Here is a 12,168-nt window from a genome sequence, read left to right as displayed (position 1 = left end):
GACTTGCATGTGTTAAGCACGCCGCCAGCGTTCATCCTGAGCCAGGATCAAACTCTCCACAAAAACAGTTTCAGAAAGAAACAGGCCGTGAAAAGCCCAAACCCAACCAAAAACAAACCAAACACCCAACACCCAAAACCAGGGCATCAAGTGACTGGCAAAAATCCAAAAATTACAAAGGTTCAACAACCAACCCCCAACCCGACGGGGTCAAAAACACGGGGGTCGGCCAAAAATACGTGAAACATGTTCAACCACACCCCACGCACACTGAACCAAACAGATGACGCGATCCATCATTGGAATTCAACCACGCCACCACCGGCACACACCCAAACAAAAGGCGCACACCACACAGTGCACAAAGCGAGGCAGGCAAACACACCCACGCAACAAAAGTACATTGGCACACTATCGAGTTCTCAAACAACACCAGCACACCCAAACCAACCCACACAACAGTGAGCCAGCCTCAAGTGACTTTGGAATCTGCCAGCGATTGTTTTCCTGCCCGCCACACAAACCGGAAAGAATCTCACCTTCCAGCGGGGCGTTGTCGGTCTCGCTGACTCGATATAAGTTACACACACCCCACACACAACACAAACCCGCAGCGCACAGGCTGTTTTCTACCTGTTCTTAAGCGCTTGTTTGGGGTTCATATAGCCACCCAAATACGCCACCTGCATCACTACACCAACCAACAACAGTGCTCCGGCGACGATAAGGACGTAAACGGTTTTAATGTCCGTAAAGCTTTCCACTTCTGTCGCTCGCGAGATGGGGATAAAGAGGAAGATCGTTGGATACAGCCCCATTTCGCTGCGCCGGGCTTTTATGACCGATCCCAGCACCGCGCAGGCGAGCGCACCCGCCGCCCCGACCACCACCGCGGCCCAGCTCAAACTCGAGACAACACCAACAACGACCGTATAGAGCAGCACTGAGACAACTGATGCCGCGAGCGATACTACAAGCCAGCGCCGACGTGGCACCCCGTAGCTGGCGCCCACGTCTGTGCCGGCGATTCCTGAGCCGTGCATGCAATACATGCCGTACCAAACCAGCAGCGGCAAAGCCCCAATCCACGCTCTGAGCGACTCGGAACCAATGAAGCTTGCCAGGTACAGCGTCACGCAATGTGCCGCCGCGATACCGAATGCCCAGAGCAGCTGAGGTTTCCACACCAGCTCCACAAGGAAGCCGTGCGAGCCTAAGCGCGACCGAACACGCTCACTCGCTTCGGGCACCTCACCGGTTACGTAGCGCTGCCCCATCAGCAGACCCATCGCCACAGCCCCCAAGGCACCCACAACTCCAATCCAATCAGGCCGCAGCAGCAACGCGACGGCCGCGCCAATCACCACCGCCGGCACCACCGACATCGCGGCCAGTCGTAGCCGTCGACCCCGCGGCATGCCGTAGGCCGCGTACGCCGTCTCTTCCATTGAGAGCGCGCCGATGACAAACAAGGTCACAAATGCAGGCGTCATCACCGCAGTAAGCGGGTGGTCCGTAATCGTCGCGCCGAGCGCGAACATCGCCGCCAGCGGCACCATCCACAGCAACCTGTACAGCGAGGGCGCGACGAACTGGTGGCGAAAGAATCCGGGCAAGGTCGTGTTCATCAGTACACCTCCAGGTAGTGCTCGATGAGGTCGTCGAAGCGGGCGGGGCGGGCGTGGCGCGGCGCGGCGTCGATAGGCAAAAGCTCCCCTCCCACAACCGCGAAGGCGTCGGCGACTTCAGGGGCACATTGCTTTGCGACGGCCCCCTCACGCCCCAGAATCACTGCCGTATCCAGCACCTTCGCGGCGTCTTCGATGTGGTGGGTGGCCATGACGATGGTGCGGCCGGTGTCCGCCTGGTCCAGCAGGTGGCGGTAGAACACCTCGGTGTTGTGGGTGTCCAGGCCGACGTAGGGCTCGTCCAGGAGTAGAAGATCGGTGCCGGAAGCGAGCCCGATAACGATGGCGATCATGGCGCGCTGCCCGCGGGAGAGCTTCCCGTAGCGGGTTTCCAATGCCTGATCCATGGCGAAGTCGGCGGTCAGTGCGTCGGCAAGCTGCTGGTCCCAGGTGCGGTAGCGCAACCGCGCACCCTTGATTACATCCGCGCCGGACCACGTGCCCGGGTAGGCGGTGTCAACGCCGGTCAGGCACGTGTTGTCCATGACAAACGCGTTGTCGAAGGGGCGCACGCCGAACACCTCGACGGTGCCGGAGGTGGGTTTGAGTTGACCGGACAGGATGCGCAGCAGCGTGGATTTTCCCACGCCGTTGCGGCCGAGCAGGCCGTGGATGCCGGGGCCCAGATCCAGGTCGACGCCGGTGAGCACGTCCTTGGAACCGAAGCTGCGGGTCAGGTCGCGGGTGTGGATGGTCATTGGTACATGCCTCTGCTTTCTGCGACGCGGTCGATTAGGTCGTGGAGGTCGGAGCGGGTGTAGCCCAGGTGCAGGGCTTCGTCGATGAGCGGGGCGATGTAGTCGCCGGCGAAATCCTCGCGACGCTTCGCCAGGATCTGGTCGCGGGCCCCGTCGGTGACGAACATGCCGAGGCCGCGGCGCTTTTCCAGCACGTGATCGTCGACAAGCAATGCAAGCCCCTTGCGCGCCGTCGCGGGATTAATTTCATGGAACTGGGCGAGCTGATTTGTCGACGGTGCTTGCTCGCCGGGCTTCAGGGTGCCGTCGACGATGAGGTCGGCGACGAAACTGGCGATCTGCACGAAGAGCGGCTCTGCGTCAGTGTTCATGCCCTGCCCTCCGGTTGATTGGTTAGTTACTCGAGTAACTAACTGACTATCACGCAGCCCGGGGGAGCGCAACCAGTTCGCAGGAAACCGTGACATTTACGACGTGGAATGACTGAGCTTTTTCAGGCAAGATGGTGCGTGTAACGCAACTTAGTAACGAAAAAGAATCGGAATTTAGGAGCCATGCTTGAACGCACACTTGTGTTCGTCGACACGTCATACCTTCTCGCGAGCTTTTACAACTCGTGGGAAATCGGTGCCCGCGCACAGTTAGAAATTGACCTGCCGGAGGTTGTGGCAACCCTCGGCAAAATGATCACCGACCAGCTCAACCAACCAATCCACCGCCAGTTCTGGTACGACGGCATCCCCGACTCAGGCCCGCACCGCTACCAGCGCGCGCTGCGCACCTGCGACGGCGTGCAACTGCGCACCGGCCAACTCATCGAGTGGGGCGAGCGCCGCACCCAAAAAGGCGTGGACACCCGCCTCGTCGCCGACCTTGTGGTCAACGGCGTGAGCGAAAAGTTCACCGACTTCGTGCTGGTCTCCGGCGACGCGGACATGATCCCCGGCGTCGAGGAAGTGACCAGCCGCGGCGCGCGCATGCACCTCTACGGCTTCGGCTGGGACTCCATGTCCTCCGCCCTGCGCCACGCCTGCGACAGCACCACCATCCTCGACCCGCGCGAGGACTTCGCCGACGCTATGCGTCTCCAGGTGCTCGAGGGCCCGCTTCCGCCCAGCATCAGGGAGCGCCCGCTTAACGACGCTGCTCCGCTCGAAGAGGCGGACGGCCCCACCGCGGTTCCAGGGCTGGGCCCCGACCCGCTCCGGCCGGACGCCGGCGCTGCGGGGGACAACTCGGATTCGGACGCTACTTCGGATGCCGCCTCTGCGGGCGACCAGCACGCTTCGTCCGCCCCGAAGCCGGGACAGGCGCCTGCTGCCGCACCCGCCGCCCCTGTCGCCCCGAAGCCGTCCGACATCGTGGGCACCCCGACCTCGCAGCAGCGCACTCACCGCCCGGACGAACCGGAGATGGACGAGCCGTCCGAGGCGCAGGTGGAGGCCAACAACGAGTCGAACAAGCCCGGCAACCAGAACGTCTCCAGCGAGCCCGACCGCCCGGCGGCGCCCGCCCCGTCGGCGCCCGCCCCGTCGGCACCCGCCGAAAGCGCGAAGCCGACGCCCGCGTCGCTCGCCGGCACCAGCACGGACGCGCCTGCGAGCGCGCCGAAGCCCGGCCCCAAGCCTGCGCCGAAGCCGTCGATGATGGCCCCGCGCCGCAAGCTGCGTTCCCGCTACGTGCCGCTTCCCGAGGAAGTGTGGACCTCCGCCGGCTTCCAAACCCCCTACGACGTGGGCCAGCAGTACGCCAACTGGTGGTTTGAAAACGCCGCCTCCAGCGAACAGCGTGACAACGCCCACCTCCTGTCCGGCGGCGGGCTGCCCCCGGAAATCGACCGGCCGCTGCTGCAGTTCGCCTGCGAAACCCTGCACGAGTACACCCTGTCCGAGACTCAGCGCGTGAACCTCCGCGACGGGTTCCACTCCGGCATCCGCGGCGTACTCATCAACATCCGCCGGGAGAGCTAGCGCGGTTCTGGAGGTGTTGCGGCGCTCCGGGGCTTCGGCCCTCGGGGCGCCTTTTCCGACCCAATTGCGGGATAGTTCACTCGCTTGTGAACTATCCCGCCGTGAGTTTTTGGCGACCTGGGGATATTGAATTATTCAACCGCCCAAGTGGAACTAATTCACCAAACCGCTCCCGGCGAGTGAACAAACTTGCCAGAGGGCGCCGACACTTCGTGGCGGAATCTGTCAGGCGGCCCCTCGACCCCCAGGTCAGCACAAACGGCCGCCGTAATCTGTCAGGCGGCCGTTTGTGATCTGCTAGTTGGAGGCGGTTAGTCCTCGTCGCGCATGTACTTCTCGGCGTCGGCGAGGATGTCGTCGGTGTTGTTGGCGTTGTCGGTGCTGGAGGTCTCCGGGGCGTCGGCGGCGACGCGGCGGGAGCTGCCGGACGGCTTCTGCTCGGCGGCCGAGTCGGTGGCCGAGTCGGCGCCCTCGCCCTGCGAGCCCTCGCCCTCACCAGAGCCCGCCTCGAGCTGGCGGTCCGCGTCACCGGCGCCCGCGCCGGAGCCGGCCTCGAGCTCGCCGGACATGGACGCGCGGATCTGGTCCAGACGGCTGGCGGCGGCAGCGTCGGTGGAGCCGGACTCGATCTCGGCCATGCGGTCGGTCATGGAGTCCTTCATCAGCTCCTGCTGGCCCAGGGCGTTGGCGTAGCGGCGCTCAATCTTGTCGCGCACACCGTCGAGGGTGGGCACGTTGTCGTCGTTGAACTGGTTCATCGAGTCCATGGTCTTGGCCGTCTGCTCCTGCATGCGGGCCTGGTTGAGCTGGGACTCGAGCTGAGAGACCTGGGAGAGCTGCTCCTTCAGGTGCGCCTCGGACTGCTGCTGCTTCTGCTGCGCTTCCTTGGCGGCGTGGTCGGCGGACGCGTAGGCCTGCTTGGTCTGCTCGAGCTCCTGCTCCACGGACACCAGCTGGGTGGCGATGACCTCGGCGGCGTTGTTGAACTGCTGCGCCTTCTCGGCGTCGCCGGCCGCCTCCGCCTTCTGCGCGGCCTGCAGGGCGGTGCGCGCCTTGTTCTGCAGATCCTCCTGGGACTTGATCAGGCGTTCCATCTTCATCTGCAGCTGGTTCCGGTTGCCGATGATGCTGGCCGCGTGCTCGGAGATCGCCTTGTGCTGCTCCTTCGCAGCAGCGACGGCTTGCTGGATCTGCACCTTCGGGTCTGCGTTCTGGTCGATCTTGGTGTCGAACGACTGCATGAGGTACTTCCAGCCCTTGCTAAACGGGTTCGCCATTGGAGTGTCCTTCCGGTGGTGGGGTTCGTCGTTAGGCAAGTGTACGCATGAAAAAAGCGCCCGTCTCGCGGGCGCTGAATAAAAAGGCCTACTGCTCGGAGGCGTTCTGCTCGGCAATCTGGCGGCGGACGTCATCCATGTCCAGGTCCTTGACCTGCTGGATAAGGTCGTCCAACGCGGCCGGCGGCAAGGCGCCGGCGTTCTGGTAAATCAGGATGCCGTCGCGGAACGCCATCAGCGTCGGGATCGCCCGGATGTCCAACCCCCTGGCCACCTGCTGGTTGGCCTCGGTGTCGAGCTTGGCAAAGGTGACATCGGTGTGCTTTTCAGAGGCCTTCTCGTAGGTCGGCGCGAACTGCTTGCACGGGCCGCACCAGTCCGCCCATGCGTCCACAAACACGATGCCGTCTTGGGTAACGGTGTCCTGGAAAGTGTCATCGGTTACATCGATCGTGCTCAAAGTACGCTCCCTAAAGCTTTTGGTTATTGTTGTAGAGGTTGCAACGGGTACAACCCTAACAATGTCCGAGCTATTCCAAGCCGGGCTGGAACGAGTGGAAACCAGGAGGCGTGCAGCAGCCATGACGAAGACGTACCGGATCTCGGGCCCGAAGGACGAAGTCGCGGTCGATTCGCTCAAAGACGAGCTGTCGCTGGTGGACGGCACCCACGAGGTAGATGTGGACCTCGAGGCCGGGCACCTCACCGTTGTCGGCTTCACCTTCGCTGACGAAGATATTGTGCAGGCGGCGAAAAACGCCGGCTACGTAATCGAGATATAAGGAGGACACACCATGGCTGAACGCGAGTTCAACGTTGAGGGCATGACCTGCGGGCACTGCGAAATGAGCGTGCAGGAGGAGATCTCCGAGGTCGCCGGTGTGACCGCTGTGAAGGCGGACCACACCACCGGGACTGTCACCGTCGAGGGTGACGGTTTTTCCACCGACGACATCGCGGCCGCGGTGAAAGAAGCTGGTTACACACTGGCCTAACGCTTAGGCCCGGCCCGGGCCTAAAGTGGGGGTTATGACTGAAACCCCCACAGCATTGCAGCACGTCGAGCTGGGCGTTACGGGGATGACCTGCTCGTCGTGCTCTTCGCGCGTGCAGCGCAAACTGAACAAGCTCGACGGCGTGGACGCCTCGGTGAACTATTCCACCGAGACGGCCACCGTCGATTTCGATCCGGCGAAGGCATCGTCGCAGTTGCTTATCGACGAAGTGCGCTCCGCCGGGTACGACGCGTTTGAAATGACTGATGACGCGGTGGGGGGTGACGCGGCGGCGGCCGGAGGGGCGTCGACAAGCGAGAAGCTCGAAGGCGCGCGCCTGGAGGAAGCCGAGAAGCTGAAACGCACCACGATTTGGGCGGCGCTGGTCTCGCTGCCGGTGATGGTGGTGAGCATGGTGCCGGCGCTGCAGTTCACCAACTGGCAGTGGGCGGCGTTTGCGGCGGCGACGCTGGTGTTTTTCGCCGCGGGCAGCGTGTTTCACCGCGCGACCTGGGTGAACCTGAAGCACGGCGCGGCGACGATGGACACGCTGATCACGCTGGGCACGTCCGCGGCGTACCTGTGGTCCGTGTGGGCGCTGTTTTTCGGCAACGCGGGCGAGCCGGGGATGGTCATGGAGATGTCCATCTTCCCGTCGCACGCCGGCATGGACGAGATCTACCTCGAGTCCGTGTGCGTGGTGATTACGTTCCTGCTGCTAGGCAGGTGGTTTGAAACGCGGGCGAAGGGGCAGTCCTCGGAGGCGCTGCGCGAGCTTTTGGACATGGGCGCCAAGGACGCCGCCGTGATCCGGGGCGGCAAGGAAGTGCGCGTGCCGATTGCCCAAGTGGCGGTGGGCGACCAATTCATCGTGCGGCCCGGCGAGAAGATCGCCACCGACGGCCGCGTGGTGTCCGGGCACTCGGCCGTGGACGAATCCATGCTCACCGGCGAGTCCGTGCCGGTGGAGGTCTCCGAGGGGTCCGCGGTCACCGGCGCGACGCTGAACACCTCCGGTCGCCTGGTGGTGGAGGCCACCCGCGTCGGCGCCGAAACCACGCTCGCGCAGATGGGCAAGCTCGTGCGCGACGCGCAGGCCGGCAAGGCGCCGGTGGAGCGGCTGGTGGACAAAATCTCGCAGGTCTTCGTGCCCGTGGTGGTGCTGGTTGCGCTGGTGACGCTGGCCGGACACCTCCTAGTGGGCCACAGTGTCGCCCACGCGTTCACCGCGGCGGTGGCGGTGCTGATCATCGCCTGCCCGTGCGCGCTTGGGCTTGCCACCCCGACCGCGATCCTGGTGGGCACCGGCCGCGGCGCCCAGCTGGGGCTGCTAATCAAGGGCCCCGAGGTGCTCGAATCCACCCGCCAGGTGGACACGGTGGTCATGGACAAAACCGGCACGATCACGTCGGGCGAGATGGGGGTTGCGGACGTCGTCGCAGCTGACGGCTTCGACGCCGACGAAGTGCTGCGGCTCGCCGCCGGCGTGGAGGCCGGCTCCGAGCACCCGATCGCCCGCGCGATCGTGGAGGCGGCCAGCGAGGTGCCAGCCTCGGAGAACTTCCAAAATGAGGTGGGCAAGGGAGCGTCCGCGCTTATCGACGGCCACCCGGTCCGCGTCGGCCGCCCCTCCCTGCCGCTTGGCGGGCTAGCCAGCGCCTTCGAGGACGCCGAACGTGCCGGGGCGACCCCGGTGGCCGTCGAGGTGGACGGCGCCCTGGCCGGGTTCGTCGCCGTGCGCGATACCGTGAAGGCAGATTCCGCCGACGCCGTGGCGCAGCTGCGCGGGCTGGGGCTTACACCTCACCTGCTCACCGGCGACAACGCCGGCGCGGCAGAGGCCGTCGCGGCGGAAGTGGGCATCGACCCGGCTAACGTCACCGCGGGCGTCCTGCCGGAGGACAAGGTGGAGGTGGTCAAGCGCCTCCAGGCCGAGGGCAAACACGTGGCCATGGTCGGCGACGGTGTCAACGACGCCGCCGCGCTCGCCCAGGCGGACCTGGGCTTGGCCATGGGCGCGGGCACGGACGTGGCCATCGAGGCCGCGGACATCGCGCTGATGCGCAACTCGCTGACCTCCGCGGCGGACGCGATCAGGCTGTCGCGCAAGACCTTGAAGACGATCAAGGGCAACCTGTTCTGGGCGTTCGCCTACAACGTCATCCTCATCCCGGTGGCGGCGCTGGGCTTTCTCAACCCGATGCTCGCCGGCATCGCGATGGCGTTCAGCTCGGTGTTCGTGGTGTCGAACTCGCTGCGGCTGCGGGCGTTCAACTCCGTGTCGTCGGGAGCAGGTGAATAAAAACTGCCAACGCGCGGGCGAGCGCGCCCTACACTCCCCGCATGAACTCTTCTGCGCAGCTCACTCGCACTGAGCGACTGGACCGCCTGCCGGTCACCCCGAAACACAAGCGCCTGCTGGTCGGCTCCGGGATCGGCTGGGCCCTCGACGCGATGGACATCGGCCTCGTGTCCTTCATCCTCGCCGCGCTGGCCGCGCAGTGGAATTTGGACAACACCACCACGGGGTGGATTGCGTCGGTGGGGTTCGTGGGCATGGCCATCGGCGCGAGCCTGGGCGGGCTGCTCGCCGACAAGATCGGCCGCCGCCAAGTCTTCGCCGCAACGCTCTTGCTCTACGGGCTGGCCACCGGTGCCTCAGCGCTGGCGTGGTCCGTGGCGTCGCTGATGGTGTTCCGCTTCCTGGTGGGCCTTGGGCTTGGCGCGGAACTGCCGGTAGCCTCCACGCTGGTCAGCGAGTTTTCGCCGCGGAAGGTCCGGGGGCGCATGGTCGTGCTCTTAGAGGCGTTTTGGGCGGTGGGGTGGATCATGGCGGCCGTCATCGGCACGTTCGTAGTGGCGCAAAGCGACAACGGCTGGCGCTGGGGCTTCGCGCTCGGCGCGGTGCCAGCCATGTACGCCATCTACGTGCGCATGGGACTGCCGGAATCCGTGCGCTTCCTCGAATCAGTGGGCCGGCACGACGAAGCCGAACGGATCGTCCGCGACTTCGAGGCCGAGGCCGACCCCGCGCAGTGCGACACCGCCGCGCCAGCCCAGGAACACCCCGTCGATGGCGGAATCTGGGGCCCGGAGCTGCGCGGGCGCACCGCCGCGTTTTGGGCAATTTGGTTCTGCGTGTCGCTGTCCTACTACGGCGCGTTCATCTGGATCCCGTCCCTGCTGGTGGAGCAGGGTTTCTCCCTGGTTCGCTCGTTCACCTTCACGCTGATCATCACCCTGGCGCAGCTGCCCGGCTACGCCGCGGCCGCCTGGCTCATCGAGCGGTGGGGCCGCCGCATCACGCTGGCAAGTTTCCTCGCGGGCTCGGCGATTGCTGCGTTCGCGTACGGCATGGCCAGCACGGAGTGGCAGATCATCGCTGCGGGCTGCCTGCTCAGCTTCTTCAACCTTGGGGCGTGGGGTGCGCTGTACGCGATCGGCCCGGAGCTCTACCCCACCGCTATCCGCGCAACCGGCACGGGCGCGGGCGCGGCGTTCGGCCGCATCGGCTCAATTCTCGCGCCGCTGGTGGTTCCGCCGGTGCTCGCCTTCGGCGGCGCGACGGCGGTGTTCGGCGTGTTCGCCGCCGCCTTCGCGCTTGCCTGCGCGGCGGCGTTTACGCTGCCTGAGCAGCGCGGTGTGGCGATTGGCTAGGGAAAGCGGAGCTCGTCGCTAAGCAAAAAAGCGCGAAATGCGGGACAGCAGCGACTTATCCTCCGTCGCCTTGTCGATGTCCTCGATGTTGCGCGGCAGGTTGAGCAGGAGGGTGTTCTCCCCCGTCTTGGCGACGGTAATGCTCGGGTCGAGCTTGGCCACCGTGCTCGCGCAGGCGGCGGGGCCGTTCATGGAACGCACGGTCATGGCTTTCTCCTTTGCAGCTTTTGCGTTGTGCTGTTGAAGCATAAACGCGTTTCAGCAGCGTGTCACCGTTGGAAAGCCATGCCTAACTGTTCATAGGGCAGGTTAACTAGCCGTGCGCCATGTTGACGAAGCGCGAGTAGTGCAGCTGGTGCGCCACCGGAATGGTGTCGATCGGGCCGCCGCGGTGCTTCGCCACGATGATGTCCGCCTCGCCCGCGCGCTCGTCGTCGCGGTCCTGCGAGTCCGGGCGGTAGAGCAGGAACACCATGTCGGCGTCCTGCTCCAGCGAGCCTGACTCACGCAGGTCAGCCAGCTGCGGGCGCTTGTCGGTGCGGGCCTCCGGGCCACGGTTGAGCTGGGAGATGGCGATCACCGGCACCTCGAGCTCTTTGGCCAAGAGCTTGAGGTGACGGGAGAACTCCGAGACCTCCTGCTGGCGCGACTCGACCTTCTTGCCGGAGCTCATCAGCTGCAGGTAGTCCACCACAATCAGGTCCAGGCCGTGCTGCTGCTTCAGGCGGCGCGCCTTGGAGCGGATTTCCATCATGGTGAGGTTCGGCGAGTCGTCGATAAACAGCGGCGCGTCCTGAATCTCGGTGAGGCGGTGGGTGAGCTTCTCCCAATCACGCTCCTCCATCTGGCCCGAGCGCATCGCCGAGAGCTTGATCTCCGTCTCCGCGGACAGCATGCGCATGATGATCTCGGAGGCGCTCATCTCCAGCGAGAAGATCACGGACGTCTTGTTCTGGTGGATCGAGCACGAGCGCATGAAGTCCAGCGCGAGCGTGGATTTACCCACACCGGGACGCGCCGCGATGATGATCATTTGGCCAGCGTGCAGGCCGTTGGTGAGCTTGTCCAGGTCGATGAACCCGGTGGGCACGCCCGCCTCGAGCGCGCCGCCGGAGGCGATCATGGTCAGCTCGTCAATAGTGGGCTTGAGCAGTTCCGACAGCGGGCGGTAGTCCTCGCCCGACTGGTTGCGGGTGATGTTGAAGACCTTCTGCTGGGCATGGTCGACGATCGCGTCGACCTCCATGCCCTCCTCGCCCTCGTAGCCGAGCTGCACCACCTGCGTGCCGGCGTTGACCAGCTGGCGCAGGATCGACTTTTCCTCCACGATCTCCGCGTAGTAGCGGGCGTTCGCCGCCGTGGGAACCTCGGAGATCAGCGTGTGCAGATACGGCGCGCCGCCGACGCGCTCGAGCTCGTTGATGCGGTCCAGCCGCCCAGCGACAATGAGCACGTCGACGTTGCTGCCCTGCGCGAACAGGTCCAGGATGGCCTGGTAGATCAGCTGGTGCGCCGGAAAGTAAAAGTCGTCCGGGCGCAGGCTTTCCGCCACATCCAGGATGACGTCGGGGTTGAGCAGCATCGCGCCGATGACGGAGCGCTCCGCCAGCTCGTCGTGCGGCGGCGTGCGGTATTCCTGCAGCTCGTTGTTGCCGCGGTTGAAGTTGGAGTAGCGGTTGCTTCTCGACGAGCTACCGCCCCTCCCACCTTTCCCCCTCGAGTTACCGCTGTTGCCTTGGAACGCGTCAAAGTCGGAGTCGCTGAAGTCCCCGTAGTCCGCGGCCGGTTCCGGCGGCGGCACGTAGTCGTCGAAGCTGTCGTCTGCACCCATGGTCTCCCCTTTCGCTGTGTGTATGAGACTACCCCGTAATGCAAACCGCAAA

General features: G+C 64.7%; 12 protein-coding genes and 1 rRNA gene. 5 read left to right on the top strand and 8 right to left on the bottom strand.

Annotation, left to right across the window (positions count from 1 at the left end; all coding sequences use genetic code 11):
• From MHX64_RS10950 to MHX64_RS10935, 4 genes are all read right to left on the bottom strand, one after another.
• Positions 1-63, bottom strand: a 16S ribosomal RNA gene (locus MHX64_RS10950); the annotation flags it as partial.
• 566 nt (positions 64-629) lie between these two features.
• Positions 630-1,628: a hypothetical protein gene (locus tag MHX64_RS10945; RefSeq protein ID WP_239357427.1), complete on the bottom strand. Its 999-nt coding sequence runs from the start codon at positions 1,626-1,628 to the stop codon at positions 630-632.
• A complete protein-coding gene (locus MHX64_RS10940) occupies positions 1,628-2,386 on the bottom strand; it encodes an ATP-binding cassette domain-containing protein (protein ID WP_239357428.1) in 759 nt (252 codons plus the stop codon). The genes MHX64_RS10945 and MHX64_RS10940 overlap by 1 nt, the downstream gene beginning before the upstream one ends.
• Entirely contained in the window at positions 2,383-2,757 is a 375-nt protein-coding gene (locus MHX64_RS10935) for a GntR family transcriptional regulator (RefSeq protein WP_239307167.1), read from the bottom strand. Before MHX64_RS10935 ends, MHX64_RS10940 begins: the two co-directional genes overlap by 4 nt.
• Before the next feature lie 183 nt (positions 2,758-2,940).
• Here MHX64_RS10935 and MHX64_RS10930 point away from each other — a divergent pair, with 183 nt between their 5' ends.
• Entirely contained in the window at positions 2,941-4,356 is a 1,416-nt protein-coding gene (locus MHX64_RS10930; RefSeq protein WP_239357429.1) for an NYN domain-containing protein, read from the top strand.
• A 311-nt stretch (positions 4,357-4,667) separates the two neighbouring features.
• Here the strand turns inward: MHX64_RS10930 and MHX64_RS10925 are convergent, their stop codons facing one another.
• Both MHX64_RS10925 and MHX64_RS10920 read right to left on the bottom strand, forming a co-directional pair.
• Positions 4,668-5,633 carry a PspA/IM30 family protein gene (locus tag MHX64_RS10925; RefSeq protein WP_239357430.1) on the bottom strand — a complete coding sequence of 322 codons (966 nt, stop codon included), beginning with the start codon at positions 5,631-5,633 and terminating at the stop codon, positions 4,668-4,670.
• An 88-nt stretch (positions 5,634-5,721) separates the two neighbouring features.
• Complete coding sequence (locus tag MHX64_RS10920) at positions 5,722-6,093, bottom strand: co-chaperone YbbN (protein WP_181889294.1); 372 nt, start codon at positions 6,091-6,093, stop codon at positions 5,722-5,724.
• Between the two features lie 121 nt (positions 6,094-6,214).
• Between MHX64_RS10920 and MHX64_RS10915 the strand changes: the two genes are divergently transcribed.
• From MHX64_RS10915 to MHX64_RS10900, 4 genes are read left to right on the top strand one after another with little or no spacing between them, the layout of a single operon-like run.
• Positions 6,215-6,415, top strand: a complete 201-nt coding sequence (locus tag MHX64_RS10915; protein ID WP_070472153.1) for a heavy-metal-associated domain-containing protein — start codon at positions 6,215-6,217, stop codon at positions 6,413-6,415.
• Positions 6,416-6,427: 12 nt separating this feature from the next.
• On the top strand, positions 6,428-6,628 hold the full coding sequence (locus MHX64_RS10910) for a heavy-metal-associated domain-containing protein (protein ID WP_181889295.1): 201 nt from the start codon (positions 6,428-6,430) through the stop codon (positions 6,626-6,628).
• Positions 6,629-6,662: 34 nt separating this feature from the next.
• Entirely contained in the window at positions 6,663-8,930 is a 2,268-nt protein-coding gene (locus MHX64_RS10905) for a cation-translocating P-type ATPase (protein ID WP_239357431.1), read from the top strand.
• Between the two features lie 41 nt (positions 8,931-8,971).
• Complete coding sequence (locus MHX64_RS10900) at positions 8,972-10,285, top strand: MFS transporter (RefSeq protein ID WP_239357432.1); 1,314 nt, start codon at positions 8,972-8,974, stop codon at positions 10,283-10,285.
• 18 nt (positions 10,286-10,303) lie between these two features.
• Here the strand turns inward: MHX64_RS10900 and MHX64_RS10895 are convergent, their stop codons facing one another.
• Complete coding sequence (locus MHX64_RS10895) at positions 10,304-10,492, bottom strand: hypothetical protein (RefSeq protein ID WP_239357433.1); 189 nt, start codon at positions 10,490-10,492, stop codon at positions 10,304-10,306.
• A gap of 106 nt (positions 10,493-10,598) precedes the next feature.
• The gene (gene dnaB, locus MHX64_RS10890) at positions 10,599-12,116 is read right to left on the bottom strand and encodes a replicative DNA helicase (protein WP_181889298.1); all 1,518 of its coding nucleotides are present in this window, start codon (positions 12,114-12,116) and stop codon (positions 10,599-10,601) included.
• Positions 12,117-12,168: the final 52 nt, after the last annotated feature.

Source organism: Corynebacterium sp. ACRPZ (assembly GCF_022346205.1).
Taxonomy (GTDB): domain Bacteria; phylum Actinomycetota; class Actinomycetes; order Mycobacteriales; family Mycobacteriaceae; genus Corynebacterium; species Corynebacterium lehmanniae.
Note: the sequence above shows the minus strand (reverse complement) of the source record. Positions and strands in the feature narration are given on the sequence as shown.

Excerpts from the sequence above, each read along its gene's own strand:
- MHX64_RS10945 (WP_239357427.1), bottom strand. The coding sequence starts at position 1,628 with ATGAACACGACCTTGCCCGGATTCTTTCGCCACCAGTTCGTCGCGCCC.
- MHX64_RS10940 (WP_239357428.1), bottom strand. The coding sequence starts at position 2,386 with ATGACCATCCACACCCGCGACCTGACCCGCAGCTTCGGTTCCAAGGAC.
- MHX64_RS10935 (WP_239307167.1), bottom strand. The coding sequence starts at position 2,757 with ATGAACACTGACGCAGAGCCGCTCTTCGTGCAGATCGCCAGTTTCGTC.
- MHX64_RS10930 (WP_239357429.1), top strand. The coding sequence starts at position 2,941 with ATGCTTGAACGCACACTTGTGTTCGTCGACACGTCATACCTTCTCGCG.
- MHX64_RS10925 (WP_239357430.1), bottom strand. The coding sequence starts at position 5,633 with ATGGCGAACCCGTTTAGCAAGGGCTGGAAGTACCTCATGCAGTCGTTC.
- MHX64_RS10915 (WP_070472153.1), top strand. The coding sequence starts at position 6,215 with ATGACGAAGACGTACCGGATCTCGGGCCCGAAGGACGAAGTCGCGGTC.
- MHX64_RS10910 (WP_181889295.1), top strand. The coding sequence starts at position 6,428 with ATGGCTGAACGCGAGTTCAACGTTGAGGGCATGACCTGCGGGCACTGC.
- MHX64_RS10905 (WP_239357431.1), top strand. The coding sequence starts at position 6,663 with ATGACTGAAACCCCCACAGCATTGCAGCACGTCGAGCTGGGCGTTACG.
- MHX64_RS10900 (WP_239357432.1), top strand. The coding sequence starts at position 8,972 with ATGAACTCTTCTGCGCAGCTCACTCGCACTGAGCGACTGGACCGCCTG.
- MHX64_RS10895 (WP_239357433.1), bottom strand. The coding sequence starts at position 10,492 with ATGACCGTGCGTTCCATGAACGGCCCCGCCGCCTGCGCGAGCACGGTG.
- dnaB (WP_181889298.1), bottom strand. The coding sequence starts at position 12,116 with ATGGGTGCAGACGACAGCTTCGACGACTACGTGCCGCCGCCGGAACCG.